This is a genomic window from Ignavibacteriales bacterium (genome assembly GCA_026390775.1).
GTDB lineage: Bacteria > Bacteroidota > Ignavibacteria > Ignavibacteriales > Melioribacteraceae > Fen-1258.
In genome coordinates, this window is the sequence record JAPLFF010000007.1 from 668,992 (window position 1) to 695,189 (window position 26,198).

24 protein-coding genes and 1 tRNA gene are annotated in these 26,198 nt (G+C 34.2%); 17 read left to right on the forward strand and 8 right to left on the reverse strand.

Translation table 11 applies throughout. The features are described from left to right. The first annotated feature begins 112 nt into the window (after positions 1 to 112). From tnpA to NTZ27_08180, 3 genes are all read left to right on the forward strand, one after another. Positions 113 to 544: an IS200/IS605 family transposase gene (gene tnpA, locus NTZ27_08170; GenBank protein ID MCX6174708.1), complete on the forward strand. Its 432-nt coding sequence runs from the start codon at positions 113 to 115 to the stop codon at positions 542 to 544. A 111-nt stretch (positions 545 to 655) separates the two neighbouring features. Beyond that, positions 656 to 1,216, forward strand: a complete 561-nt coding sequence (locus tag NTZ27_08175; protein MCX6174709.1) for an HAD hydrolase family protein — start codon at positions 656 to 658, stop codon at positions 1,214 to 1,216. Beyond that, a complete protein-coding gene (locus NTZ27_08180) occupies positions 1,200 to 2,093 on the forward strand; it encodes an N-acetylneuraminate synthase family protein (GenBank protein ID MCX6174710.1) in 894 nt (297 codons plus the stop codon). The genes NTZ27_08175 and NTZ27_08180 overlap by 17 nt, the downstream gene beginning before the upstream one ends. 111 nt (positions 2,094 to 2,204) lie before the next feature. Here NTZ27_08180 and NTZ27_08185 read toward each other — a convergent pair whose 3' ends face one another. Continuing rightward, positions 2,205 to 3,809 (reverse strand): mucoidy inhibitor MuiA family protein, encoded by a 1,605-nt coding sequence (locus tag NTZ27_08185; GenBank protein MCX6174711.1) that lies wholly within the window; start codon positions 3,807 to 3,809, stop codon positions 2,205 to 2,207. Positions 3,810 to 4,012: 203 nt separating this feature from the next. Between NTZ27_08185 and NTZ27_08190 the strand changes: the two genes are divergently transcribed. From NTZ27_08190 to NTZ27_08220, 7 genes are all read left to right on the forward strand, one after another. Further along, positions 4,013 to 5,509 (forward strand): ATP-binding protein, encoded by a 1,497-nt coding sequence (locus tag NTZ27_08190; GenBank protein MCX6174712.1) that lies wholly within the window; start codon positions 4,013 to 4,015, stop codon positions 5,507 to 5,509. A 10-nt stretch (positions 5,510 to 5,519) separates the two neighbouring features. Beyond that, the gene (locus tag NTZ27_08195; GenBank protein MCX6174713.1) at positions 5,520 to 6,887 is read left to right on the forward strand and encodes a sigma-54 dependent transcriptional regulator; all 1,368 of its coding nucleotides are present in this window, start codon (positions 5,520 to 5,522) and stop codon (positions 6,885 to 6,887) included. A 130-nt stretch (positions 6,888 to 7,017) separates the two neighbouring features. Continuing rightward, positions 7,018 to 8,508 carry a response regulator gene (locus tag NTZ27_08200; GenBank protein MCX6174714.1) on the forward strand — a complete coding sequence of 497 codons (1,491 nt, stop codon included), beginning with the start codon at positions 7,018 to 7,020 and terminating at the stop codon, positions 8,506 to 8,508. Beyond that, on the forward strand, positions 8,496 to 8,654 hold the full coding sequence (locus NTZ27_08205) for a hypothetical protein (protein MCX6174715.1): 159 nt from the start codon (positions 8,496 to 8,498) through the stop codon (positions 8,652 to 8,654). The genes NTZ27_08200 and NTZ27_08205 overlap by 13 nt, the downstream gene beginning before the upstream one ends. Positions 8,655 to 8,739: 85 nt before the next feature. Then, positions 8,740 to 9,705: an HD domain-containing protein gene (locus NTZ27_08210; protein ID MCX6174716.1), complete on the forward strand. Its 966-nt coding sequence runs from the start codon at positions 8,740 to 8,742 to the stop codon at positions 9,703 to 9,705. Positions 9,706 to 9,739: 34 nt separating this feature from the next. After that, positions 9,740 to 10,525 carry a hypothetical protein gene (locus tag NTZ27_08215; protein ID MCX6174717.1) on the forward strand — a complete coding sequence of 262 codons (786 nt, stop codon included), beginning with the start codon at positions 9,740 to 9,742 and terminating at the stop codon, positions 10,523 to 10,525. Between the two features lie 83 nt (positions 10,526 to 10,608). Continuing rightward, entirely contained in the window at positions 10,609 to 11,349 is a 741-nt protein-coding gene (locus NTZ27_08220) for an NAD-dependent deacylase (GenBank protein ID MCX6174718.1), read from the forward strand. Here the strand turns inward: NTZ27_08220 and queD are convergent. Both queD and NTZ27_08230 read right to left on the reverse strand, forming a co-directional pair. Beyond that, on the reverse strand, positions 11,346 to 11,759 hold the full coding sequence (gene queD / locus NTZ27_08225) for a 6-carboxytetrahydropterin synthase QueD (protein MCX6174719.1): 414 nt from the start codon (positions 11,757 to 11,759) through the stop codon (positions 11,346 to 11,348). The genes NTZ27_08220 and queD overlap by 4 nt on opposite strands. Next, on the reverse strand, positions 11,759 to 12,397 hold the full coding sequence (locus tag NTZ27_08230) for a radical SAM protein (protein MCX6174720.1): 639 nt from the start codon (positions 12,395 to 12,397) through the stop codon (positions 11,759 to 11,761). Before NTZ27_08230 ends, queD begins: the two co-directional genes overlap by 1 nt. 140 nt (positions 12,398 to 12,537) lie before the next feature. Between NTZ27_08230 and rpsT the strand changes: the two genes are divergently transcribed. From rpsT to NTZ27_08250, 4 genes are all read left to right on the forward strand, one after another. Continuing rightward, complete coding sequence (rpsT, locus tag NTZ27_08235; GenBank protein MCX6174721.1) at positions 12,538 to 12,801, forward strand: 30S ribosomal protein S20; 264 nt, start codon at positions 12,538 to 12,540, stop codon at positions 12,799 to 12,801. A 187-nt stretch (positions 12,802 to 12,988) separates the two neighbouring features. Further along, the gene (locus tag NTZ27_08240; protein ID MCX6174722.1) at positions 12,989 to 13,234 is read left to right on the forward strand and encodes a hypothetical protein; all 246 of its coding nucleotides are present in this window, start codon (positions 12,989 to 12,991) and stop codon (positions 13,232 to 13,234) included. Between the two features lie 2 nt (positions 13,235 to 13,236). After that, complete coding sequence (locus NTZ27_08245) at positions 13,237 to 13,491, forward strand: type II toxin-antitoxin system RelE/ParE family toxin (protein ID MCX6174723.1); 255 nt, start codon at positions 13,237 to 13,239, stop codon at positions 13,489 to 13,491. Between the two features lie 357 nt (positions 13,492 to 13,848). Then, entirely contained in the window at positions 13,849 to 14,373 is a 525-nt protein-coding gene (locus NTZ27_08250) for a fibrobacter succinogenes major paralogous domain-containing protein (GenBank protein MCX6174724.1), read from the forward strand. Between the two features lie 198 nt (positions 14,374 to 14,571). Here NTZ27_08250 and NTZ27_08255 read toward each other — a convergent pair whose 3' ends face one another. After that, positions 14,572 to 16,095 carry an NTP transferase domain-containing protein gene (locus tag NTZ27_08255; protein ID MCX6174725.1) on the reverse strand — a complete coding sequence of 508 codons (1,524 nt, stop codon included), beginning with the start codon at positions 16,093 to 16,095 and terminating at the stop codon, positions 14,572 to 14,574. A 157-nt stretch (positions 16,096 to 16,252) separates the two neighbouring features. Between NTZ27_08255 and NTZ27_08260 the strand changes: the two genes are divergently transcribed. Then, positions 16,253 to 18,439 (forward strand): S46 family peptidase, encoded by a 2,187-nt coding sequence (locus NTZ27_08260; protein MCX6174726.1) that lies wholly within the window; start codon positions 16,253 to 16,255, stop codon positions 18,437 to 18,439. Between the two features lie 58 nt (positions 18,440 to 18,497). Here the strand turns inward: NTZ27_08260 and NTZ27_08265 are convergent, their stop codons facing one another. Further along, positions 18,498 to 19,151, reverse strand: a complete 654-nt coding sequence (locus NTZ27_08265) for a sulfite exporter TauE/SafE family protein (GenBank protein MCX6174727.1) — start codon at positions 19,149 to 19,151, stop codon at positions 18,498 to 18,500. 242 nt (positions 19,152 to 19,393) lie between these two features. Further along, a tRNA-Lys gene (locus NTZ27_08270) sits at positions 19,394 to 19,465 on the reverse strand. A gap of 131 nt (positions 19,466 to 19,596) precedes the next feature. Here NTZ27_08270 and NTZ27_08275 point away from each other — a divergent pair. After that, positions 19,597 to 20,940, forward strand: coding sequence for a sigma-54 dependent transcriptional regulator (locus NTZ27_08275; GenBank protein MCX6174728.1), 1,344 nt, complete (start codon positions 19,597 to 19,599; stop codon positions 20,938 to 20,940). Between the two features lies 1 nt (position 20,941). Next, the gene (locus tag NTZ27_08280) at positions 20,942 to 21,976 is read left to right on the forward strand and encodes a response regulator (GenBank protein MCX6174729.1); all 1,035 of its coding nucleotides are present in this window, start codon (positions 20,942 to 20,944) and stop codon (positions 21,974 to 21,976) included. Here the strand turns inward: NTZ27_08280 and NTZ27_08285 are convergent. Further along, positions 21,965 to 22,648 carry a response regulator gene (locus NTZ27_08285; protein MCX6174730.1) on the reverse strand — a complete coding sequence of 228 codons (684 nt, stop codon included), beginning with the start codon at positions 22,646 to 22,648 and terminating at the stop codon, positions 21,965 to 21,967. The genes NTZ27_08280 and NTZ27_08285 overlap by 12 nt on opposite strands. A gap of 6 nt (positions 22,649 to 22,654) precedes the next feature. Continuing rightward, the gene (locus NTZ27_08290) at positions 22,655 to 26,191 is read right to left on the reverse strand and encodes an ATP-binding protein (protein MCX6174731.1); all 3,537 of its coding nucleotides are present in this window, start codon (positions 26,189 to 26,191) and stop codon (positions 22,655 to 22,657) included. Positions 26,192 to 26,198 lie beyond the last annotated feature (7 nt).

Genomic DNA, 26,198 nt, shown 5'->3' on the forward strand with positions numbered 1-26,198 from the left:
AGCGCACCTATATCATGAATACCAAGCAGATATTTCTATCCATAAACCCCACGCTTCAGCGTGGGGATGGCAATACTAAAAACAACACATGGCTTTAGCCATAACAAAAATTATGTCAAACGTTAAAATATGGATACATGCAGTTTGGTGTACGAAGAACCATGAGCGCGTTCTCTCTAAAGATGTTAGAAAACAACTTTTTCAGCATGTGAGGGAGAACGCAAAAGAGAAGCAGATTTATATTGATTTCATTAATGGAGATTTAGATCACATACACTGCTTGTTAGCATTAAATGCAGATATGACGATCGCAAAAGTTATGCAACTGATAAAAGGGGAAGCCGCATATTGGGCAAATAAAAACTCGTTGCTAAAATCGAAATTGGAATGGGCGGATGAGTACTTTGCGGTATCTGTCAGTGAATCAATGCTAAATAAAGTTCGGGACTACATCAAAAGTCAAGAAGAACATCATAAAAAAATAACATTCAAGAGTGAGTATGAGAAATTTATAACAAAGTTCGGGTTTAATCATCATGGCTAAAGCCCTAATCTAATTGTTGTGTTACCCCACGATAAATCGTGGGGTTAATTCATGAAGTACGCAGTATTATGATGAACCTTAAATATATTCTCAGTTACTTAGGAACTTAAAATGGCAAAGAAAAAACTTACAAAAAAACAGCTATTAAAACGTGCTTCAAAAATAAAATTAGTATTAGCAGATTGCGACGGCGTTTTAACCGATACAGGTGTTTACTACTCTTCTCAGGGAGAAATGATGAAACGTTTTTCTATTCGTGACGGAATGGGTGTTGAACGTTTAAGAAAATATGCCAACGTTGAAACCGGAATAGTAACCGGTGAAGACACTGAAATTGTACGTGTGCGTGCTAACAAACTTCAAATGAAAGAAATACATTTGGGAATCAATCGTAAAGATGAAGTATTCAATGAAATATTATCCAGAAGAAATTTAAAAGCGGAAGAAGTTGCTTACATTGGTGATGACTCAAACGATGTTACCATAATGAAACTTGCCGGATTAACAGCCTGTCCCAAAGACGCAACTATGTTTGCTAAAAATATTGCCGACATTATTGTTGATAGTAAAGGCGGCAACGGAGCGTTCCGTGATTTTGCAGAATTAATCATCGAAGCTAAAACAAAAAAGAAAGTATTTAGAAAGGACGATAGTAATGCCAAACAAAGTTAAGATCGGTAACAAATTCATAGGCGAAGATCAGCCCGTTTATGTTATTGCTGAGATTGGAATCAATCACAACGGCTCTTTGGAATTAGCAAAAAGACTGATTGACGGAGCTGTATATGCCGGATGTGATGCTGTAAAATTTCAAAAACGAACACCTGAACTTTGTGTTCCTAAAGATCAATGGTATGTTGAGCGCGATACACCATGGGGAAGAATAACTTATATCGAATATCGTCACAAAGTTGAATTTGGATTTGAAGAATTTCTTGAGATAGACGGTTATTGTAGAGAAAAAGGAATTGATTGGTTCGCTTCACCGTGGGATGAAAACTCTGTAGATTTTTTAGAAAAGTTCAAACCTTTGATTTACAAGGTTCCGTCCGCATCTTTAACTGATCATTCTCTTCTTCGAAAAATAAAAGCAACAGGCAGACCAGTTATCATATCAACCGGTATGTCAACTATTCAGGAAATTGAAGAAGCTGTTTTGATTCTCGGTACCGAAAATCTTTTGATCGCACAAGCAACATCTACATATCCGTGTCCTGTTGAGGAATTAAATTTACAGGTAATCGGGACTTACAAAGAAATTTTTCCTGAAGTTCCTATAGGTTATTCAGGGCATGAGACAGGTTTGTCGCCAACGCTTGCTGCCGTTGCAATTGGGGCAAGATTTGTTGAACGGCATATTACGCTCGATCGTGCAATGTGGGGAACCGATCAAGCAGCATCGGTGGAAGTATCGGGTATGCAGAAGCTTGTTCATGATATACGGGATATCGAAAAAGCTCTTGGTGACGGAATAAAAAAAGTTTATGAAAGTGAACAGAAAAATATTGAAAAACTTAGAAGAGTAAAACCAAATATTACCGTTTCCTAATTATGGTGGAAAAAATCTCTAATATTTTTTTTCAGACAGTTTGTTTTTGTGTTTAGAAGTTTTAAAAGTAGGAGCTGAAAATATTCAGCCCCCAACTAGTTGAAATGAATTTTACAATCCTTGGATTTGTTTATCTCCCGGGTACTTTACTGAATAAACCATCTTTTTAGAAATTGATTTCCCCGCTTCAATTTCAATCGCCCATTTTAATTTTCCGCTTTGCTGATCATAGACAGCACCGGATGAATCAATCATCTTCACAACGATATCTTCATTCTTGGAGATTGGGATTTGATCTTCTACAACAATTTTAACTGATGCTTTTTTGTTGTTCTTAATTTTAATATCGAACGCAAATGTTCTCTCAACATTACTGCTCAAAAATTTATCTTCCGAAAAATCTTTCAGCACATCGCGGGAGACAGAAATATTCTGATCTCTGCCGAGTGACAACGAAAGTGTATCTTTTGTAGTTGCCGGATTAATCAAAGATTGCCCGACATAAGAGTTTTCGAAATAGATGTTGGCTTGCCCGGGTAATAAATTATAATCTGTCCAATCTGTTAAACGTGCGACAAGAAATGCGTTGTTGTCCAGTTTTGGAGAGGCATAATATTCATACTTAACGGGGACGGAAAAATCCTGCAGTGCAACCGAATGCGGTTTGCTATCTGAAGGAATTGAATATTTTATTGTTGGAGTAAATTCAACCGAGAGTTGTGTTTCAACAACCTCAAAATAATTTGCCATTGTTTCTGCTTGAGATGCTTCGTCTTTAATTGGCATTTGTGCCTGTGAAACAACAGCGTTTGCAGCAACACCGGATTTCATCATTTCACGATATGCAACCGGACGCATAAAATCTATAAACCAAGGATAAAGTTCCGGCTTATTGTTATTTACATTTGGGTTTCTTGTGGAAAGAACGATCTCAATATTTTTCCAATCGAATCCGCTGTTCTGCCAAACATTTGCCTTGTAACTCAATTGTGCGGGGGAATTTATTTTATCAACTCTAACATCGTAAGCAGGTTGCCACCCGGCGTCATAAATCAAATATGATAGATCTATTTCAACCGTACCTGAAGTTTTACCTGAAACTGTAACTACAATTTCATTAGTTGGTTTGTTTAATTGATTGTTCAGTTCATTCAATTGATTTTGTATCCGTTCAATATTCTTCTGGGTTTTTTTTGCATTCAATGTTAGATCGAACATTTTATTTTTTATTTCCGGAAGACGCTTCCGGTAGAACTCAGCCATTTTCTGTAACTCCGTAACAGAAACGCCGACTTTTTCATTTCCAATATTTTTATTTGCGAGGATTAATTCAATTTCGGATTTCAAAACATCTATTTCATTTTGATTAAAAGCTAAAGATTTATTCTGTGATTCGAGAGAATCTTCCAGCATTTTTATCTGAGGAGTTTTTTCCGCAATGCGTAAATAGTCGAAGCGCTGGACAACCGACATAATGATTGCGTCTCCTTTTGCCGAAACATTAATGCTGTTTCTATCAATGTTAGATGCCAATCCGGTAAAAACAATATCATTAAAACCTTTATCAACTTTAACGCTTGCAGAATAACTTAATTGAGCACCTCTCAAAAAAATCTTAACGTTCAAGAGAGACGGTTTAACTAAAATATTATCTGCGGCAAAAAAAGTCTGTGAAATAATTAAAGCGGTAATAAAAGTATAAATAACTTTTTTCATAATATACCTCTCTCTGTTTGTTCAAAGATAATCAAACTGTTTCTTATACATAAACTGATTTTTTCTGTTCCATAAAAATTGATGCGTGCTATTATATAAACTAATCATCTTTCTTTATAGAGCCACTTTCATTATTTTTCATGCGATTTAATTGAGGGCTCACCTCATTTCATCTGATCTGTTAAGTATAATTTTTAGGATATATGAAAAAATTATTAACCGAACTCATAAAAAAACATTTTATTGCCATAATTGAAAATTGGACGGCGCAGCTTATTCAAACCAACAGTAAGCTTACCGAAACACAAATTCACACTTTTGTTGAAAATAGTCTTAATACGATTTTAGATGTAATGGAAACCGGTGATTACAGTTCGGCAGATCAGTACTTGATTGATATCTATACGCTATTCTCAAATTCCAATTTAAATCTTTTAGAAGTTAGTCAGCTCTTTAGCTGCGGAAGATTTGCCGTGCTTAATTGCATTGAAAAAGATAAAGCAGAAAACACCGATCCGGTAATTTTACTCGGCTTCTTTGATGAGTTGATTGAAAAGATCTATGCACGTTACGGTATGCTACATCAAGAGACAAAAATGAAAGAGTTGGAAGGCGACCGTGACCGTCTTGCATCCAAACTTGAACTAAGTAATCTATATTTAACTAATATATTATACACTTCGGACCAGGCTATAATGATGGTTGATGATAATGAGATTTTTATTTCATGGAACAAAGGTGCTGAAAAAATATTTGGATTTTCAGATGCTGAAGTTATTGGAAAACCCTCTTCATTACTTTTACCTGTAGGAAATAAATATGTAGATGAACTCTATAGAATTCAAAATGATGTTAAAAGAAACGGACAATCTTTAATTCTTGAGACTGAAAGAAAAACCAAAAGCGGTGATATTATAAGTGTGCGATTAAGTGTATCAAGATTGCCAAATAAAAAAAATGAGTATGCCGGACGTTCTGTTATTATTAAAGATCATACTGAGTTCAAGCGTCTTCAAGCACAAATAGATCAATCGGAAAAATTAGCGGTTATAGGACAGATTGCCGCCGGTGTTGCTCACGAGATTGGAAATCCGTTAACTTCAATTTCTTCTCTTGTACAAATACTTCAGAGGAAAAGCCAAGATTCATTTATGAATGAACAGCTTGTTAATATAAAAGAAAACATTGACCGCATTACAAAAATTGTGCGAGAGCTTGTTGATTTCTCCCGCCCACCCAGTTATGAAACATCGGATCAAGATGTTACCGATGTTATTAAAACTGCTTTGGGAATTGTAAAATATGACAAGCGGGTTCGTAAAGTTAATTTTGAAACAGATTTGAAAAAAAATCTTCCAAATATAAATATTGCAGCCGACCAGCTTCTCCAAGTGTTTGTAAACATTCTGATAAATGCACTTGATGCAATTAACGGTAACGGAATTATTGCGGTAAAATCGAATTTTGACTTAAAGAATATTTATATTGAATTAAGCGATGACGGATGCGGTATGGACGAAGCAACATTAGAAAAAATATTTGATCCGTTCTTCACAACAAAAGAAGTTGGTAAAGGCACCGGGCTGGGTCTTTCCGTTAGTTACGGAATTATAAAAAAATTTAATGGCGAAATAAAAGTTAAAAGTAAATTAAACGAAGGAAGTACATTTACTATAGTTCTTCCCATTCATAACAACTGACGGAGAAATAATGCCGGCAAAAATTTTAATTGTTGATGACGAGAAACCAATACGCGATTCACTCAAATTAGTTTTAGATGATGAAGGATATTCTACAACAGTTGCAAGCGACGGCGAAGACGCACTTCAAAGACTTCAAGAAGATGTTTACGATGTTGTAATAACGGACATTAAAATGCCCCGAATGGACGGAATGCAGCTTTTAGAATCCGCTTCCAAAATATCACCCGAAACTTTTTTTATAATAATGACTGCTTATGCCTCGGTTAAAACTGCGATTGATTCCCTACGCCAAGGTGCGTATGATTATTTAATCAAACCGGTCGAGTTTGATGATGTGATTATACGTGTAAAACGGCTGATTGAGTTTAAGAAACTTGCTGCAGAAAATAAATCTTTACGTCAAAGAATATCACTCGATACCGGGTTTACTAATTTAATCGGTAGAAGTGAGCCGATGAAAAAAGTTTTTGAATTAATTAAACGCGTAGCGCCGACAAATTCTAATGTATTGATCTTTGGCAAAAGCGGTACCGGTAAAGAACTTGTTGCAAAGGCAATTCATCATAATAGTAGCAGAAAAGAAAAAATATTTCTTCCAATAAACTGTGGAGCCATTTCTGAAAACTTAATAGAGAGTGAACTCTTCGGGCATAAAAAAGGCGCGTTCACTGGAGCAACAGATGATAAACTTGGACTTTTTAAAGTTGCCGATGGCGGAACACTGTTCTTAGATGAGATTGGCGAACTTCCTCTTAATCTGCAAGTAAAACTTTTACGAGCTATTGAAGACAAAGAATTTATTCCTGTTGGAGGAATCAAATCCGTTAGTACGGATGTTAGAATTATTGCTGCAACAAACCAAGATCTCTTTGAAAAAACAAAAGCCGGAGAGTTTAGAGAAGATCTTTTTTACCGATTGAATGTAGTTGAAATAAAACTCCCGACTCTCAACGACCGTAAAGAAGATATCCCGCTTCTTGTCAATCATTTTATTGAAAAATATTGTAATGAAATGGGTAAAAAAATTCTTGGTGTTGATAATGAAACAATGAAAGTGCTTTTGTATCATGACTGGCGCGGCGGTGTTCGTGAATTAGAAAATGTAATTGAACGGGCAATTATTTTTGCCGGGAAAGAATATCTAACAGTTAACGACCTAGCAGAACACATTAAAGGAAATACTCAGCTTGGATATCCGGATTCCTTAAAAGATGCACTAAGAGATTTTGAACACGAGCATATTCTTAAAACAATTAGAAAGTTCGACTACAATAAAGATGAAGCTGCTAAAGCTTTAGAGATCGGTCTTTCATCACTGTACAGAAAGATGGATGAGTTGAATATTCCAACCAAATCATCTAAAGAAGAAGAATAAATAGTAAATCCTTTTTATAAGTGTGATTTTCTTTATATCTACTTCATCAAATCTGCTGAATATATTCTCTAATAATTAAATTGAAATTATTTATTATATTTGATTTAGTACTCACCGAATTGCGAGAGGAATGGAACCGAACAAGATTGATTTCAAAACCCTAGAGAACTTTAACAGAGGCCTTAACGGTATCTTCTTCACTGTCAAGTATTTCAACGGTTCTAATGAAAACTTTGTTTCCGATTCTGTACAACTTGTTACAGGATATTCCCCTTCAGAAATAAAAAAATTACCGGAAAGTCATTATTCATTAATTACCTCTGACGATAAGCCAAGAATAACTAAAGAGCTAGTGGAATTTTATGATAATGATAAACTCAACACACTTGATCTTATCTATAAAATCAAACATAAAGATGGTAGAGAAATTTGGTTAAAGGAATTAATCAATGTAGAGAGAGCAACAAAAAGTTCTACAATACTTGCAGTTAAAAGTGTTGTTCAAAATATCACTGACATAAGAATCAATGAGAACGAACTCCAGAAATCACACGATGCACTAAAAGAACTTAATACAACTAAAGATAAATTCATTTCCATTATTTCTCACGATTTGCGCGCTCCGTTTACTACTCTGCTGGGATTTTCAGAAATTCTTCTTAACGAACAAGATCTAACTGAAGACGAAAAGAATGAATATCTGCGTTATATTTATGATGCATCGAAAAGTCAACTTGAATTAATCAACTGTTTACTTGATTGGTCGCGTTTGCAAACCGGAAGAATTAAAATTGATCCCGTTCGCTTAAATGTTAAAACTATGGTCTCCAATGCGATCACTCCTTTAACAGGCGATGCTGTTCGAAAAAATATTGATGTAAAAATTGATATTCCTACCGACTTAAATATTAATGCTGATGAGCGTCTTATAAGCCAGGCTGTTTATAATTTAACAAGCAACGCAATCAAGTTTACACCCGAAGGTAAAGAAGTGTTGGTTTCTTCAAGCCGCTTTAAGGAAGGAATGATTGAAATAGTTATACGGGATGAAGGTTTAGGAATTGCCGAAGAGAATCAAACAAAACTTTTTAAGATAGATCAAAAATTTTCTCTTGTTGGTACTACGGGCGAAAGAGGAAGCGGACTTGGTTTAACTCTTGTAAAAGAAATTATTGATAAACATGGCGGACAGATTTGGTTTTACACACAAATAGGTGAAGGAAGTGAATTCCATTTCACCGTAGCCGAATCTAAAAATATTATTCTTTTAGTTGAGGACGACAAAGAAGTACGTACACTTTATAAAAATATTATTGAGCAAGCGTTACCAAATTTTGAAGTTAAATTTGCCGATAACGGTTATCAAGCAATCGGATTATACCATGATATTATTCCTACAATTATTATTACCGATCACGATATGCAGTTAATGAACGGAATACAATTAGTGGAAGCTATTCAGAAAAAAGAATCTAATAGAACAGTCCCGGTTATTGTTATATCGACAAAACTAAATGATGATATATCAAAAAAATATAATAAGCTGGGTGTTGATAGAATTATTACAAAGCCTGTAGATAATGATAAGTTCATCCAAATGATAAGAGAATGTTTATACTAAGAATTTTCTTATACTCGAATAGCGTTATTGGAGTTGTAACGGGAACACAAGAAGATAAATGGCTTGCAGTTTCTGTTGATCTAATACATCGCTCCATTATGGTACGACTGCCGAAAGAAAGTGGTTTCAAAATTCTTGAAAAGTAATTCTTCCATCATTACATGCTTCAAGCAGATCAGATTATTTTTTAGTAAATTGAATCATATTTACATACCCATTTTATGATGTATTATGCTTGATCAAAAAGAACTTAATGATTTATCCATCGGTGATGAATTTACAATGTTTCTTATTGTCACCAAATGTGAAGTCAAAACTTCCATCAATGGAAAACAATTCCTTAATCTTGAATTGCGCGATAAGTCTTCGGCACTCCCATCAAAAGTTTGGGATAATGCAGAGGAGTATTCAAAAAAACTAAAAGAAGGAACTGTAGTTAAAGTCACGGGACAAATAGAAGATTTTAAAGGTGCTTTACAGATTAGGATCGGAAAAATTAGTCCGGCAAAAGAAAGCGATAATGTTAAGCCCGAAGATTTTCTTCCGAAATCTCAAAGATCACTTTCTGAAATGTTTAATGAATTAGATCAAGTTATAGCATCAATTAAGAATCCGTTTCTCAATCAGTTGATAAAAGTAATATTAAAAGATGGCAAGCTTGAAAAATATTCAAAAGTTCCTGCCGGAAAAGGATGGCATCATGCTTATATTCACGGATTATTAGAACACACTTTAGAAATAATTAGAATCTGCGAATTGATGTGTACTGTTCATCCGGAATTAAAAAGAGATCTCTTAATTACAGGTGCACTTCTGCATGACTTTGGTAAAACAGAAGAACTTACATACGATTCTGTTTTTGATTATTCAGACAAAGGAAAATTGATCGGACATATTATGATTGGTGCTTTAGAAGTTGAAAAAGCTGCTGCATTAATTCAAAATTTTCCTGAAGATTTGAAAGATCAATTAATACATTTGATTCTTAGTCATCAGGGTAAATTGGAATTTGCTTCTCCGGTTGAACCGCGCACTCTTGAAGCAATTGTACTTTACCAGGCAGATGAATTAAGTGCTAAAACAAATGCATATAAGAAAGCAATCGAAGCAGATAGAAACAAAGGCGGAAGATGGACTAGATTCCTTCCACTCGCCAATACTGCTTTATACATACCGAATGAAAATGATTATTCATAATTACAAATTCTTAAACCAACAGAGGAACAGCAACATGAAAAAACAAAACAAGCTTATTCTTTTTCTATTCCTCGCTTTATCAGTTGCATTTTCAAAAACAATCGCTCAATCAGTTGATCAAGCGATTGAAGATGCAGAAAAATATTATAAACAATTTAATAATGAAAAAGCCCTGGAAGTTCTGCAGAATGCAGAAAAAGCTGATGCAAATAATTTTGATGTACTCTGGCGTCTTTCCCGCACATACGTAGACATTGCAGATAAGATGCCGAAAAGTACAGGCGAACAAGAAGATGCGCAGCTTGCTGTTTTTCAAAAGGCATTAGATTATGCGGAAAAAGCTATCAAACAAAAACCCGATCAGTCTGTTGGTTTCTTACGTAAATCAATCGCAAACGGAAAGATCGCTTTGTTCAAGGGTGTCTTTTCTGTAGCTGGAGTTGTTAACAGCGTTAGAGCTGATGTTGAAAAAGCAATTCAGTTGGGCAATGACGGAAATTTTATTCAAGGTGTTGCTCATTATGTTTTAGCAAGAACACACGCTAAGACAAGTGAAAAATGGAAACCGGCAAGAGCTATACTTGGTCTTGGCTGGGCTGATAATGAAATCGCTATTGCAGAATACAAGAAAGCTATAGAGATTTATCCCGGTTATATGATGTTCTATGTTGATTATGCTAATTCATTAATCCGCGAAGATGATTACAAAACTGCACGCGAGATGTTGAATAAGGCACTTACTTGTCAATTCCAGCATCAAGAAGATGAGAAGAGATTAGCCGAAGCAAAGAAAACTTTGAACGATATTAAGAACGAATAAATTTTTATTGTCATTATAACCTCGAGGGTCTTTCTTTATGACCTTCGAGGTTATTAGATTTGTAACCACAACATTTTTTTCGAATGCATTTCAAAAAAGAATTTCTAGATAAACTCAAAGACGCAAAAAAAATTGTGTTCTTCACAGGTGCGGGAATCTCTGCAGAGAGCGGCATCTCAACATTCCGCGGTAAAGATGGAATCTGGAACAAGATGAAACCGGAAGAACTTGCTAACTTTGATGCATTCATTCGCAATCCCGATCTGGTTTGGGAATGGTATCAACATAGAAGAAATATCGTTAACAATGCTCTGCCGAATGCAGGACATACTGCAATTGCAGAATTAGAAAAATTTTATGAAGTATCAGTCGTTACACAAAACATAGATAATCTGCATAGACGTGCCGGTTCAACAAAAATATTTGAACTGCACGGAAACATTGAAAGAAATTTCTGTATTGAGTGCCACACTTTTTATAATTCTCCGGATCTTGAAACAACTAACACCGTACCAAAATGTAAAAAGTGCGGCGGACTTGTTCGTCCCGATGTAGTTTGGTTTGGCGAGATGTTACCTCAAGATGAATTTAGCGGAGGAGAAAAAGCTGCCGAGTGGAGCGATATTTGTTTTGTTGTTGGAACCAGCGCAGTTGTTTATCCCGCAGCACACATTCCAATTAGCGCAAAGAGAGCCGGCTCTTATTTGGTTGAAATTAATATCGAACCAACTGAATTATCTCGATTTGCAGATTATTCTTTGTTTGGAAAAGCAGGAGAGATATTGCCAAAGGTTGTGGAAGAGATTAAAAAAATCAAAAACTAAATTTTTGTTTCTTCTTCAGCATAAGAATTTTCTGTTTCAAGCACACGTACTTTAATCGAATGAATGTTTTGTGGAAGTTTTGCTGATTTAATTTTATTAAGCAGATAAACACAAATATTTTCTGCAGTTGTTTCGAAATCAACAACAACTTTACGTGAGTTTAGTTTCTCAAGGGCTTCAATCATTTCGATATCTTTCTTGCAAACCATAAAAGCATGATCTAACTCATCGAGAATCGGTTCAACTACTTTTTTCAAATCGTAATAATCCATTACCATTCCGTTTTTATCCGGATCGCCTGTTAATTCAACCATACATTTGTAGGAATGCCCGTGAAGATTTTTACACTTACCGGTATGAAAAGGAAGACGATGCCCCATCTCCCATGTAAACTCTTTAGCAATTTTCATTAAACACCCTTTTTGCTTGGTTCCCAAATAAATTTATGCGCTTGTAATTGAAATCGTACTTCTAAATTATCTTTTAAAATCCATTCTACAAGTTTTACCGGTTCAAACAAGCCGAAAACTACAGAAAATAAAATTGAACATTTTTTAACCAAATTATATTTGCCAATGATTTCTTTTGCCCATTCATAATCTTCAAGCGTACCAATTACAAATTTTATTTCATCGGATTGTTTTATATAATCCAAATTTTCGTACAGATTTTTTTTCATCATTTTACTTGATGGACATTTCAAATCTAAAATTATCATTACGCGTTTATCTACATTTTGAATCGGTAAGCTTCCACCGGTTTCAAGCATAACATCAAATCTTTCATCACAAAGCTGTTTCATCAACTCAAAACATTCATCTTGGAATAAGGGTTCGCCGCCTGTAATCTCGACTAATTTGTAATTATATTTTTTTACTTGATCAATAATTGCATCAATAGTCATTTCATTCCCATCGTAGAATGCATATTCGGTATCGCAGTAAGAGCATCGAAGATTACAGTAGGTTAATCTAACAAAGACGCACGGCAGTCCGGCTTTAGAACTTTCCCCTTGGATAGAATAATATATTTCGTTGATCTTGAGCATAAATGATCTAATTCATCCTTAAAGTGGCGCAAAGATAATAACACTATGTTTGAGAAAAAAGTAAATCAACTCTAAGTTTGATTTGTTAACCCTTGAGTGCTATATTTAGACCCAATTTTCAACAAAATAAGGTTTTATTAATGGCGCATCACAAATCAGCTAAAAAAAGAGTTAGATCAACTAAAAAACGAGCAGAGAGAAACAAAGCAGCTTTAACAAAAATTAAAACGCTTGTTAAAAAAGTATTCGACTTAAAAGACACGGCAAAAGCACAGGAATCTTTGAAAGAAGCAGTTGCATTTCTAGATAAAACAGCTTCAAAAGGCAGAATGCATAAAAATACAGTTGCCAGAAAAAAATCTGCTCTTACAAAACACGTCAATAAATTATCTGCAGCTAAATAATTTTTGTAATTAAGAATTATTCAGAAAGGCAATTCGGTTCCGGGTTGCCTTTTCATTTTGCAAAAAAATGCCTCTAAACCTCTAAGATATTATTTCCAAGTAAATGTTAATAATCACTTGGTTTTAATTTACCAATAAATTAAATTCTCACAAGATAAAATAGTCACTCAAAGCAAACGGGGTATTTATGCTAGCGATCCGACAAAAAAGAAAAAATAACAGTCAAAAAGGAACATCTATGTTTGAATTAAAAACCAAAGAGAAAATTATATATTCAAAAAGTGGTAGACCTAAAAGCGTGCTGGTGGACTATAAAACTTATCAGGAGATGTTGGAATTGATCGAGGATAACGAGTGCATCAAGATTATCCAGAACAGAAAGAGTGATTCTAACATTTCGGAAGAAGAATTTCAAAAAAGAGTTAAACTATAATAATGTATTCACTCGAATTAAAAGAGAGAGTAATAAAAGATTTTAACAAGATACCACAAAATGATAAAATTAAAATTTGGGATAAGCTGCAGAAACTTAAAAACGAACCGCGAATGAAAAGCACAAGAAAATTAACCGGAAGAGATGATGAATATAGAATTAGATTCGGCAACTACAGGGTTATTTACCAGATTGACGATCTATTACAGAAAGTTTTAATCATTCAAGTTGGACATAGAAAAGAAATTTATAAATAACATTTTGGAGATGAACTAAACTTTATTAACGGCTATTGCCGAACTAAATAATTAACGCAGCTATTGCGTTGTTCTTAACAGAAAACTGCCAAGTTACAAGACTCAAGAACAAGCAAGAGAGATGCGTCCATGTTGGACGCGCTTTCTTATGTCTTTGAGTCGGGCACGGCAGTGCCTCTATTAAGGATGTAATGGAAGTTGCGTCCTTTTTTTGTTTTAAAAAAAGACACATTAAAAAACGGAATTAATAAACATTAGCAGGGAAATTAATAGATAGGCATTTGGCTTTACGGCAATGCGCGGGTGTCTGACTTTAATTTGTTAAAGCGTTGCTAAATTAAAGTAAGGAGGAATTATATGAAAACATTTATTCGTTTTTCAGTATTGTTATTTATTTTCATTAGCGGTTGTAAAAAAGATGATAGCAATATCACCAACCCGCCAAATCAGCAAGGCACAGTAACCGACATTGACGGCAACATTTACCATACCGTAACAATTGGCACGCAAGTGTGGATGGTAGAAAACTTAAAAGTTACCAAATACCGCAATGGTGACACAATACCCTATTTAACCGACGGCCATCAATGGATTAATATTCAGAGTGGAGCTTATTGTAATTATGATAATAGTGCAGGAAATAGTGCTACTTATGGTCATCTATATAATTATTCTGCTGTAACTGACAGTAGAAATATTGCTCCATCGGGTTGGCATATACCACCAAAAACAGAGTTTCTAACATTAAAAACAGCGGTTACGGTTAATAGTGATGGCAAAGCATTAATAGCAATAGGGACCACAATACCAGCGGCTTTTCTGCGTTGCTTGCGGGCTCCAACGGCTATTCCAACGGCTATTCTACTCAATTCTACGGTTTAGGGGATATTGCTAAATTTTGGAGTTCTACATATAGCACCATGAGCCTGAGCAACAGTAGTAGTTACATCGACTTAGACAACCATGGCAATGATGGGGACGGGTGTAGTGTTCGTTGCATAAAGGATTAGAATATTTTTATTTATGCTTTGTCTAACAAATTATTCAAGGCAATTCATTTTCGAGTTGCCTTTTTCATTTTTATAAATCTTGTATTGCATCTAATCCTTCAGCTTCCGGTAAAATATATTTTACATGATAGATATCAGCTTTTATTCCTTCCGGTTTAATTAGTTTCTTTTTAGATATAACAGAATGTTCTATCATGATATTGTCGCTAACATATGAACCGAAAATATATGAGAGACCTTTTACCGTAACATTTGAACCAATGTGCGTCGGGAAATTATCACTACCCGAAATTCGAACGCCGGATTTTATTTTTGAGTTTTTCCCAATGTGAACATTCCCTTTTATAATATTGCCTGAATAAATTTCAACGTTATCATCTATGCTTATGGTTTGTCCATAGAAACAAGAAATCTGGACATTATCCTTAACTACAATATTTTTCCCAAGTTTTATTTTTCCTTCTAAGAAAACATTTTTTGAGAGCTTTAATGCATAGTTTAATTTTACATCTCTGCCAATGTAAACGCCTTTGCCGATTTGTATATCCAACGGAATTCCATCTTTATCCATCTTTAAAATTTCATCAACAACATTTTCTTCAATAAAAAAATCATCCTGGTCTTCAATCGTGATGATATCTTTCAGCTTTTCGTAAGTCAATTTACGCGCTATGGCATCCATTTCTTTAAGTACGGATTTATTATTGAAGCCCATTAATACATATTGTTCTTGCGGACCTTGCCTACCGGTAGGCAGGCTAATCGCTTCTACCGAATATCCGTTGTTATTAAATAGCCCGATCAAATCCGTTAGGTAGATTTCATTTTGAACATTGTTGCTCTGAATTTTGCTAATTAGATCGTTCAGTGGCTTGAACTTAAATGCATAAACACCGGAATTAAATTCCCGATTTTCTAGAAGCTCTTTCTGAGTAAACTTATAATTTTTTTTACTATAGATTGTTGTATATGGTTTTTTCTTATCAAGACTAAGAATGTCTTTGTATTCGAGTATTTTGATTACCTTATTCTTATTTTTCAATTTTATACTCTTTGCATCTTTATCCTTAACGTGTAAAATTCTGCCGTAATAATTATCTTCAACCGCACCTTCAAAAATCCCGGTTAATACCATCATATCAGCATTAGATTTTTCAAACTCTTCTTTGAAAAATTTTACCGTTTTTGAATCAATTAGACCCATATCGCCAGGAAAAATATAAACCGTTCCTTTATAATTTTTGTCCTTAATATTATCAAGAGCAATTTGTACTGCGTGACCAGTTCCATTCTGAACTTCTTGGTACGCAAATGATACTGTACTTTTCTTCCCGATCGTTTTAATTACATCTTCAGCTTTAATACCGACAACAATAATAATGTTTGAATCGATCAATCCTTTATTACATGCATTATAAACACGTTCTACAGTTGGTACTTTCCATATTTTATGAAGCATTTTTGAGGTTTGCGATTTTATTCGTTTCCCGTGTCCGGCTGCTAAAATTATTACGGTCTCTTTATTTTTATATTCAAATTGTGAAGAGTATGATTCAACAGTATTAAGAACAGATGAAAGATTATGTGATTCCAATTTGTGGCCTCCCAATTATTAATTGTCTCCGTTCAAATGTAATAATAATTGGATTATTAATCGAAGAAACTGTTTGATAGTTTAACGGTTTTTTATTCTTGTTTCTTTATTCTTCCGCTTAATATTATTTTTGAATTAACCTTATAGTGGAGTTAATATGACAAATCATTTTACGTTACCTAAACCGGTCAAATTATTAATCTCGTTAGTTTTATTGTCGTTCATACTTGGAATGATTCCGGTTTCACCTGAAGAAGGAATGTATCCTTTAAGTGAGATAAATAAAATTGATCTTCAAAAAGCCGGATTAAAAATTGATTCTAAAGAAGTTTATAATCCTAATGGAGTTAGTCTTGTTGATGCACTTGTAAGTCTTGGCGGATGTACTGGATCGTTCATCTCCGATAATGGCTTGATTATAACCAATCATCATTGTGCTTTTGGTGCAATTACAAGAGCCAGTACCGTAGAGAATAATTATCTTGAAAATGGTTTTCTTGCAAAGACACTTGCAGAAGAAATCCCATCACAAGGAGGTATTTGCAGAATTACTGAATCTTATCAGGATGTTTCTGATATAATTCTCGGTGTAATTCAAAATGTAACTGATCCCGTAGAACGCACAAAAGTAATTGCGCAAAAGATAAAAGAACTTTCAGACGCTGCCGCAAATGAGAAAGAATCTATCGTTGCAGAAGTTTCCGAAATGTTTGCCGGCAAGACATACGTTTTGTTCAAGTATAGAGTGATTCGCGATGTCCGTCTTGCATACGCTCCTCCTCAATCGATCGGTAATTTTGGCGGTGAAACCGATAATTGGGTTTGGCCAAGACACACAGGAGATTTTTCGTTGATGCGTGCTTACGTTGCACCTGACGGTAAAGCGGCTACTTATTCAAAAGATAATGTTCCCTTCAAACCAAAAAAATTCTTAAAGATAAATCCTAATGGAGTTGAAGAAGGAGATTTTGTTTTTCAACTTGGCTACCCGGGCAGAACATTCCGCCATCGTCCTGCACAGTATTTGAAATATCAGCAAGATTATTTACTTCCGTACACTTCCGATCTTTACCAGTATGCAATAGAAACAATGCAAGAACTTAGTGCAGGAAATAAAGAACTTACACTTGCTTTTGCGAACCGCATAAAAGGTCTTGCTAACACAATGAAAAATTATCAAGGTAAGATTAAAGGTTTGAAGAAGATTAATCTTGTTGCACAAAAACAAGAAGAAGAAAAGCAGCTGCAGCTATTTATTAATTCCGATCCTGCTTTGAAAACAAAATACGGTAATCTATTGGAAGAGATAAAAAATGTTTTTGAAAAGGTAAATCAAAATGCTATATCAGATTTGTGGTTAAGACAAATCAATAACTTTTCTCCAGCACTTCAACTTGCTACGTTTGTTTTAAATTATACGGAAGACGCCCAAAAGCCTGATAATGAAAGAAGACTGGCTTACCAGGAGAAAAATATCAAACAAACTCTTGCAGCAATGGAAAATTCAAAGCAGAATTACAATGCAGATTTTGAAAAAACGATGCTTATGAAAATGTTCATGGATGCAAATGAATTCAAAGAGTCCTCTCGAATTTTGGCAGTTGATGAGATACTAGAAGGAAACGGAGTTAATCCCGAAGAAGCTTTTCAGTTTTTTGTCAGTAGTAATATTATCAGCTCAAAAATCCGCGACAAAGAATATTTCAATTCACTTATAACAAAGAAGCCCGAAGAGATTGCAGCATTACAAGATCCTCTCTTCATTTTTACCAGAAAACTTAGAATGCAGAACCAGGTAAGTGACAAGGAAAACCAAAAGAATGAAGGCAAGCTTAATAAACTTTATGGTGATCTTGTTGATGTAAAAATGCTGTGGAAGAAAACCAATTTCATTCCGGATGCGAACAGCACACTGCGGCTTACATACGGATATATTAAAGGTTATAATCCGGTAGATGCAGTTTATATGGAACCGTTCACTTCAATTGAAGGAGTAATTGAAAAAGGTGCTACTGGCGGTGATGATTTTGTTATTCCGGATAAGTTGCGAACAGTTTATGATAAAAAAGATTTTGGAAAATATGTAAGCAAGAAAACCGGCAAACTTCCGGTTGCTATGCTTTACGATATGGATACAACTGGAGGAAATTCCGGCAGTCCGGTTTTAGATGCTTACGGAAATTTGATCGGAGTTAATTTTGACCGTGCGTATGAAGCAACAATAAATGATTTTGCCTGGAATGAATCTTACAGCCGTTCAATAGGTGTTGATATACGTTATGTTTTGTGGGTTATGGATAAGATCGGTGGTGCAGAGAATATATTAAAAGAAATAGGATTGTAAAAACCTTTCTCATATCCCCCTCCTTGTTATAAGGAGGGGGAATAAAAGGGGGTGGTCATCAATACTCCACAAAAAATGCGAGCACACCAACAATGATCAAAACTATTCCACTAATTAGTTTATCATGATGCTCTAAAAAATGCCAATTAAGTTTGCGAACACCCTTCGAAGCAAAGTGCACAAGAAACATCATTCCAAGAACTGTAACGAAAAAATAAACTACAGAGACAATTCCAATTCCCAACCATCCTAAACGGCTGGCGGTGAAATAGTATACTTCAATTTCCAAACATGGGGAGAAGAACATTGCTACACTTAGCGTTAGTACAATTGATCTTTTACTCTTTCGTTTTTCGATTATTTCATCAATGTGAATATGATGATGGTGATGAGCTGTTTTGATTAAACTGTGCTGGTATTCCAAGTAGAAATAGATAATGCCAAGAATTATTAAAATTACCGGTGCAACATAATGAGTAATGTAATGATAAGACTCGGATAGTTTATAACCGACCAAGCCAACAATAATTCCAATAATAACAGTGCTAATTGTATGTGAAACCCCGGTGATTGCAGTTACAGTTAACGTTTCTTTGTCGGTCCACTTCTCAGCTTTGCCAATTGCAATTAAAGGAAGCCAGTGACTTGGTATTGTAGCGTGAACCAAGCTAAGCAGAAGACTTCCTAAAAATATTTGTATTATTGAATTCACTAACCCAAAATATCAAAAAATATTGTATGTGTGGAAAGTAATGTAGAGACGGGATATCCCGACAAGTCGGGACAAGTTGTCCCGTCTCTACTGGATTATTATCCTACTGCAACTTTAATGTAATTTGCCACACCGGAATAATTCTCAAGCTGGTTTTCCAAAAACATTTCGTAAGAACCGAGATCTAAAAATCCATGTGTCAGGGACATAAAAAAGCCTAATACACGTTGTATTAGGCTTTGTGAGCACGGGTGGGCTCGAACCACCGACCTTCACCTTAAAAGGGTGTTGCTCTACCACTGAGCTACGCGCCCTCACCATTAAAATTGCGGGCGTAAATATAAACCTCTCCCCTTTAAATTCCAAAGCGACTTATTCGCACACTAATAAATTATTTTTCTCACTCTTTTTTTATATATTGAAACACAAGTAAAAATTACCACATATGAAAGACTCAAGAATTTTAATTGCCGATGACGATGAAACCCTTTGTTACCTTTTAAAAGAAGAATTGGTAAACGAAGGGTACTCGGTAGATGTTGTTTATGATGGAAAAGATGCCATTGAAAATTTGAAGAAACGTTTTTATGATATTCTATTACTCGATCTTGAAATGCGCGAAGTTCATGGAGAAAAAGTTTTAGGTTATGCCAAAGAAAATCATCCTTCGTTACAAGTAATTGTTTTAACCGCAAAGTCAGATATGCGAACAGCTATTGACTGCATTAAGCAAGGTGCGTATGATTTCATTACTAAACCATACGAGTTCGGTCAACTTTGTGTAATTATTGAACGCGCACTTGATCATAAAGACCTGCTGATTAAAAATAAAATACTTACATCAAAAATTAGTCAACTCCCTTCCAATACAATTATCGGGGAGAGTGATGTAATAAAAAAAATTAATCGTTTGGCAGAACGTGCGGCAAAATCTGATTCCAATATTTTGCTTGAAGGCGAAACCGGAACCGGCAAAGAATTATTCGCAGAATTTATTCATAAACATTCCAATCATGCCGATAAACCATTTGTTGCTATCAATTGTGCATCTCTTCCGGATCAGCTAATAGAGAGCGAACTTTTCGGTTATGAAAAGGGGGCTTTCACTGATGCAAAATCTTCTAAACAAGGATTGGTCGAAATCGCACACGGAGGCACACTTTTTCTTGATGAGATTGGTGAATTAAGTTTAGCCTTACAGCCTAAACTTTTACGATTTCTTGAGAATGGAGAATTCAGAAGGGTAGGAGGAGTAGTAAATTTGAATTCTTCTGTCCGTGTTATTGGTGCAACAAATAAAAATTTAATGGAAGAAGCGGAAAAGAAAAATTTTCGCCGCGATCTGTTATTTAGACTAAATGTTATCACATTAACAATTCCTCCGTTGCGTGAACGTGAAGGAGACGTGCTTCTGCTTTCAGAATATTTTCTTCAGAAGAAATCACCGGTTCGTTCGATCAAAAAACTTTCTACCGATGCTAAAAATGATTTGCAGCGTTATAACTTCCCCGGTAATGTTAGAGAGCTGGAACATATAATTGAGCGGGCAATAATATTTTCCGAAAGCGATACAATTCAATCTAAAGATTTGAACGTGCCTAAAGAAGATTTTGATTTTGCCAACTTTGTAAAAGATGACGGCACTCTTCTAACTATGGATGAATTGGAAAAAATTCATATTAAGCGGGCTTTAGAACATCATAATTGGAACCGCGAAAATACAGCCCGCGCTTTAGATATTAGCCAAAAGACACTCTATTCAAAAATTCTAAAGTTCAATCTTAAATAGAATGAAAAAGGATTCCTCTGTAAAACATCTTGCACATGATCTTAATAATATTTTCACACGCATACTTAACAGTATAGACCTTCTTAAAAGAAAAGTTGCTAACATTGATTCTATCCTTCCTATCCTGAATAACATTGAAAGCGGCACTTATCTTGCATCAGAGATGATTGATGATACATTTGGCAATACTTCAAATAAAATTATCCAGCGAAAAATTAATTTAAATTCGATTATCGCAGATATAGTCCGTTCATATACTTTACAACAAAAAGACAAAATTGGTTTTCACCTTTCACTTGAAAAAAACCTTAAACAAGTAAACGGCAAGTATTCTGATTTTTATCGGGTAATCTTAAATCTCGTAATTAATTCAATTGAAGCAATTGATGGGAATGGATTAATAAGAATTAAAACATGCAATTTAGAAAATGAAGATAAAATTCAAATTATCATAAACGATAACGGAAGCGGTATCGAAGAGCAGTTTCTTTCTCAAGTATTCAATGAAGACTATTCAACTAAAAATAAAAATAAAATTTCCGGCGTTGGATTATCTATCGTTAAAGAGATTATTGAAGATTATAATGGAACTATTTCCGTTTCAAGTGAAGTAAGCAAAGGTTCTGAATTTACTATCACATTAAATTCTGCACCGATACTGCATGATAAACCTGCACAAAGCGGAAAAACAATTTTGATTGCAGAAGATGAAGATATACTTCGCGAACTTCTTACAGAACTTTTACAATCTTATGATTACTCAATACTTACTGCAACAAACGGAATTGAAGTTCTGGATATACTTAAAGTGAGAACGCCAGATCTACTGATCATTGATAAAAAAATGCCTGAGATGGATGGACTAACATGTTTGCATGAAATTAATAAAGCAGGTTACGTTTTACCAATCGTCCTTGCTTCAGGCTCACCTTCTGAATTTGATGAAACTCTTCCCAATAATTTTATAAGTAAAATCATCAACAAGCCGTACAACTTTGAGGAATTGCATTCTTTAGTAAAAGAATTAATTGGGTAGGTCTTTTTTCTCATCTGACTTCAAATCAATTATATTAAGATCGTTAACGTAAGGCGTGATTACCGGTTTTTTAATAGAACCAAGCTTATTAAGAACCGCAATAATATCTCTTGCGGCATTTTCAATAAACTCAATTCTCTTTAAGATGTTTTCTGAAGAATAATTTGTTTTAGAAAATTCTCTACGAATAGCTGCAGTTGAAAGATTGATCAATGTTAAGGGTTGTTTTATCTCGTGATTTGCAGTTACAACAGTTGCAGCAAATGTTTTAATCTTTTCTATTTCAATAAGAAATTTATTTGTCTCACTGAATCTAAGCGCTGAATTTATTCGTGCAATTAATTCAATGCGGTTAAAAGGTTTCTTGATATAATCGAAAGCACCCGACTGCAATCCTTTTTTTAAATTGTCTGCTTCTGTCAAAGCGGTTAATAAAATTATCGGAATAAGTTTTGTTTCATCTTTAGAAGACAAAGTTTTACAGACGTCATAACCGGAAATATCAGGCATCATAATATCTAAAAGTATAAGATCCGGTTTTTCATCAACAGCTTTTTGAATCCCCATTTCACCATTATAAGCTTTTGCAATTTCAAAACCTTCACGCTCCAGTCTGTCTTGAAGTAAAAAGACGCTATCCGGACTATCATCAATGATCAGAATTTTTTTCATTGGTGGTTAACTAACTTTGGCTTTTAAATATTTTTTTAATTTCGAGGCAAGTACTTGTGAGTTTATCGGTTTTGTTACTAGATCATTAAAACCATTTTTTTCAATAACCTCTTTATTATCCAGCATTGCATAAGCTGTTAGTGCAATTACAGGAATATTTTCAAATCTTTTTTCATTACGTATTTGTTTTATTGTTTCAAATCCATCCATCTGCGGCATCATTATATCTAAAAATATTAAATCCGGTTCAATATGATTCAATGTTAATAAACATTCCATCCCATTATGTGCAAATATGGTATTACAATTCATTTCCTTAACGAACTCACCAATAGTAAAAAGTGCATCGTTATCATCATCAACAATTAAAACTGTTGGTTTCGAATCTTTGCTGTTTTCATTCTTCAGATAATAATTTGTTTGTTCATTTGGATACGTTTCTTCAATAAGATTATTTTTTCTATTTGTAGTATCGTCATCAATCTTTAATCTGTCGCGTAATACTTTCAACACATCCAACGGGTGTGATTTAACTATTAATGCTATTTCCTTAAACTTATTATTCAATTTATTTATTTGATCGTGAGTGAAGACTTTTGGTACCTTTAATATAACCGGAACATTTTTTAACTGTCTGTCTTGAGATATTTCATAAATCATTTGTAATGATTGTTCCATAAAGGTAGCAATATCTATTATAATCAAATTCGGTTTCTCATTTTGAATTCGCTCACCAACATTTGCTGAAGTAGAAATAATAGCAATATCAAAAGCATCTCCAAAAGATTTTTTGAGTGTTTCAAATTCATTTTGATGGGTATCTATAAAAATAATCTTTCGAATATTTTTTTCAAAATGCGATTCAACCTTCGATATCAATTCCTTAAACTCATTGTAATTAATTTTTTCAATAATAAAATCAAAGATCTCCGGTTCCCATCCGACTTTTTCTTCTTCTACAATTATTGTAAGAACAATCGGTATGTGCCGTGTTGATGCGTTGCTTTTCATAGCAGGAATAAAAGTCCATAGATTACCTTCATTTATAAATGGGTTAAATATAACTGCATATGGTAACTTTTCTTTCGCCAAACGTAACCCGTCATCAGTGTTTGAAGTTATAATAACATTGTAATCATATGAAGCCAAATAATCACCAATTAACTTTTGCGTATCAATATTATCGTTAATTATGAGTATGGATTTTGTCAGTTGTCTTTCTTTTTCTGGATCAGTTAAAGTTAAAAATTGATGCTCTTGAACTTCAACAACATCGAGTACGGTATCAGGTAACATAAAATAAAATCGTGAACCATTTCCGGATTCGCTTTGAAGAGAAAGTGTTCCTCCAAGCAGTTCAACATATTTTTTACAGATAGCAAGACCTAAACCTGCACCACCATATTTTCTGGATGTGCTGCTGTCTACCTGTCTAAACTCGCTAAAAATAATTTTCTTGTTTTCATCAGAGATGCCTATGCCTGTATCAGTTACACTGAACTCGATATCAGTTCCATTGATTAGTTTAATACCAAGTCGGACAGATCCTTTATCGGTAAACTTAACTGCATTTACCAATAAGTTAATTAGAATCTGTTCCAGCTTACTCCTATCAGTATTAAGAAGAACATTAGAATTTCTCTTAACATCAAAATTAAACTCAATATTTTTCTCTGATGTGATTTGTTGAATGTTCGGATAAATTTCTTCAAGTATATCATTCAACAAAAAGCTCTCTTTCTTAACTTCAATTTTGCCGGACTCAAATTTTGAGAATTCCAAAATATTGGTAATTAAAGAAAGCAATTTTTTCCCGTTTCGATGAACTATATTCAAGCGGTCCTTAGCTTTTATAACAACCGAACTATCTTTAATCAATAATTCTGTCAATCCAAGAATAGAAATTAAAGGTGTTCGGAGTTCATGAGACATACTAGCTAAAAATTCGGATTTCACTTTTGTTAATTCAACTGCTTTGATTCTCTGTCGTTCAATTTCATCAGCTTTGTCTTTTAATTGCTCGTGTAGTTCTTTCAATTCATCGTTTTGCTTAATGATCTGTTTATTCTGCTTTTGATATTCTTCATTGAGTTTCTTCAATTCACCAATAAAATTTTCAAGCTGTTCAAAAGATTTTGCATTGATAATTCCAACTGCAAGCTGTTCATGAATATTATCAATATAATTACGAACATCTGTATGAGGGTCGGACTCTGCAGCTAATTCAAGTACTCCAATTGTCTCTTTGTTATAAATAATCGGGTATATCATTAAATACTTAATCTTTATAGAAGCTATACCAGTTTTTATTTCGGGGAAGTTATCGCTGAACCGGAATTCAACTTTTTCTTTCTTCTCAATCGCATTACTATATAGACTCACGTCTTGTTTTAATTCAATAAATTTTTTACTGATTCCAAATGACGATATTAATCTTAAAGATTTTTGCTCAACAAGATATAGTACACCAAATGTTAATCCGGTTGACTTAATTATTTTAGAAAGTGAGGCATCGGATATTTCAATTAAGGTTGGGTTTTGGTTAATGAGAGTTAAGAACTCAGAATATTCTTTTTCAGCTCTTTTATTCCGGACTAATTCATCAAGCATATGGTTGAATGTTTCACCGAACTTACCGACTTCATCTTTTGTAAGAATCGGGACGCGGTGATCAAGATTTCCCTTCCCTGTGATTTCTGCTGCCTGACTTAATAGAGAGACCTGTTCTCTAAGCTTAGCAGTAAAAACCCAAACTACAATAAAGGTTATAACACTTCCTGCAATTACAACAAGCAACATTACTAATCTTAATGTATCCCGGAATTCAACACCTTCTTTATAAACATTAAAAACAATAAAATTAATTTTTGCACCTGGAGTTAGAATAGATTTTGGAATAAATAGTGCAGCGGTAAAATCTGCATTGTCCAACTCGGCAGTAAATAAATCAAAACTATTACGGTATTTTAAATTCCGTACTGCATTTATTATACTTAAAAGATGAACTTGGTTTTTTTCCGGATTGGAGATCTCATCCGGAGAATTATTAATTACCAAAGCAACTTCAGCGCGTATTTTTTGGGAGATTCGATTTAAATACTTGGACGAAATTTGATTTCCGTAATAAACAGTTTTGCCGTGGGGAAATTGTGCATATTTAAGAATTACATTTGGATTATCGGAAAAAAATTGTCTAAATGATGAAGATCTAATATTGAGATATGAGCCGGATTTTACTTTGAATTCCCGATTGTTAATAAGAGAATCATTTACAAGTGTAAAACAAAAATCTATTGAAGTTGAATCTAGATTTATTCTATTAAAAGAATTAACGAAAGAAGAGATTAGACGAAAATCCTCTTCCAATTTTACTTGTTCGTTTTGGAATGCAAATGCAAAATCATTAGTAGAATTTAAAACAATTTTTGACTGTTGCTGAGTTAAAACTTTTCCCGTTAATGAATAGAAAACAAAAGTTGAAGCAATGGACATGACAAGAACGATAAGAAAAGCAATCAATATAAATCTATAGTTAAGCTTCATTACGTGA

What these genes read in the sequence shown, in the direction of transcription:
- NTZ27_08245 (MCX6174723.1), top strand. Translation starts at nt 13,237, where the DNA reads ATGTATTCACTCGAATTAAAAGAGAGAGTAATAAAAGATTTTAACAAG.
- NTZ27_08190 (MCX6174712.1), top strand. Translation starts at nt 4,013, where the DNA reads ATGAAAAAATTATTAACCGAACTCATAAAAAAACATTTTATTGCCATA.
- queD (MCX6174719.1), bottom strand. Translation starts at nt 11,759, where the DNA reads ATGAAAATTGCTAAAGAGTTTACATGGGAGATGGGGCATCGTCTTCCT.
- tnpA (MCX6174708.1), top strand. Translation starts at nt 113, where the DNA reads ATGTCAAACGTTAAAATATGGATACATGCAGTTTGGTGTACGAAGAAC.
- NTZ27_08240 (MCX6174722.1), top strand. Translation starts at nt 12,989, where the DNA reads ATGCTAGCGATCCGACAAAAAAGAAAAAATAACAGTCAAAAAGGAACA.
- NTZ27_08195 (MCX6174713.1), top strand. Translation starts at nt 5,520, where the DNA reads ATGCCGGCAAAAATTTTAATTGTTGATGACGAGAAACCAATACGCGAT.
- NTZ27_08275 (MCX6174728.1), top strand. Translation starts at nt 19,597, where the DNA reads ATGAAAGACTCAAGAATTTTAATTGCCGATGACGATGAAACCCTTTGT.
- NTZ27_08220 (MCX6174718.1), top strand. Translation starts at nt 10,609, where the DNA reads ATGCATTTCAAAAAAGAATTTCTAGATAAACTCAAAGACGCAAAAAAA.
- NTZ27_08260 (MCX6174726.1), top strand. Translation starts at nt 16,253, where the DNA reads ATGACAAATCATTTTACGTTACCTAAACCGGTCAAATTATTAATCTCG.
- NTZ27_08210 (MCX6174716.1), top strand. Translation starts at nt 8,740, where the DNA reads ATGCTTGATCAAAAAGAACTTAATGATTTATCCATCGGTGATGAATTT.
- NTZ27_08180 (MCX6174710.1), top strand. Translation starts at nt 1,200, where the DNA reads ATGCCAAACAAAGTTAAGATCGGTAACAAATTCATAGGCGAAGATCAG.
- NTZ27_08185 (MCX6174711.1), bottom strand. Translation starts at nt 3,809, where the DNA reads ATGAAAAAAGTTATTTATACTTTTATTACCGCTTTAATTATTTCACAG.
- NTZ27_08280 (MCX6174729.1), top strand. Translation starts at nt 20,942, where the DNA reads ATGAAAAAGGATTCCTCTGTAAAACATCTTGCACATGATCTTAATAAT.
- NTZ27_08200 (MCX6174714.1), top strand. Translation starts at nt 7,018, where the DNA reads ATGGAACCGAACAAGATTGATTTCAAAACCCTAGAGAACTTTAACAGA.
- rpsT (MCX6174721.1), top strand. Translation starts at nt 12,538, where the DNA reads ATGGCGCATCACAAATCAGCTAAAAAAAGAGTTAGATCAACTAAAAAA.
- NTZ27_08230 (MCX6174720.1), bottom strand. Translation starts at nt 12,397, where the DNA reads ATGCTCAAGATCAACGAAATATATTATTCTATCCAAGGGGAAAGTTCT.
- NTZ27_08215 (MCX6174717.1), top strand. Translation starts at nt 9,740, where the DNA reads ATGAAAAAACAAAACAAGCTTATTCTTTTTCTATTCCTCGCTTTATCA.
- NTZ27_08290 (MCX6174731.1), bottom strand. Translation starts at nt 26,191, where the DNA reads ATGAAGCTTAACTATAGATTTATATTGATTGCTTTTCTTATCGTTCTT.
- NTZ27_08285 (MCX6174730.1), bottom strand. Translation starts at nt 22,648, where the DNA reads ATGAAAAAAATTCTGATCATTGATGATAGTCCGGATAGCGTCTTTTTA.
- NTZ27_08250 (MCX6174724.1), top strand. Translation starts at nt 13,849, where the DNA reads ATGAAAACATTTATTCGTTTTTCAGTATTGTTATTTATTTTCATTAGC.
- NTZ27_08175 (MCX6174709.1), top strand. Translation starts at nt 656, where the DNA reads ATGGCAAAGAAAAAACTTACAAAAAAACAGCTATTAAAACGTGCTTCA.
- NTZ27_08205 (MCX6174715.1), top strand. Translation starts at nt 8,496, where the DNA reads ATGTTTATACTAAGAATTTTCTTATACTCGAATAGCGTTATTGGAGTT.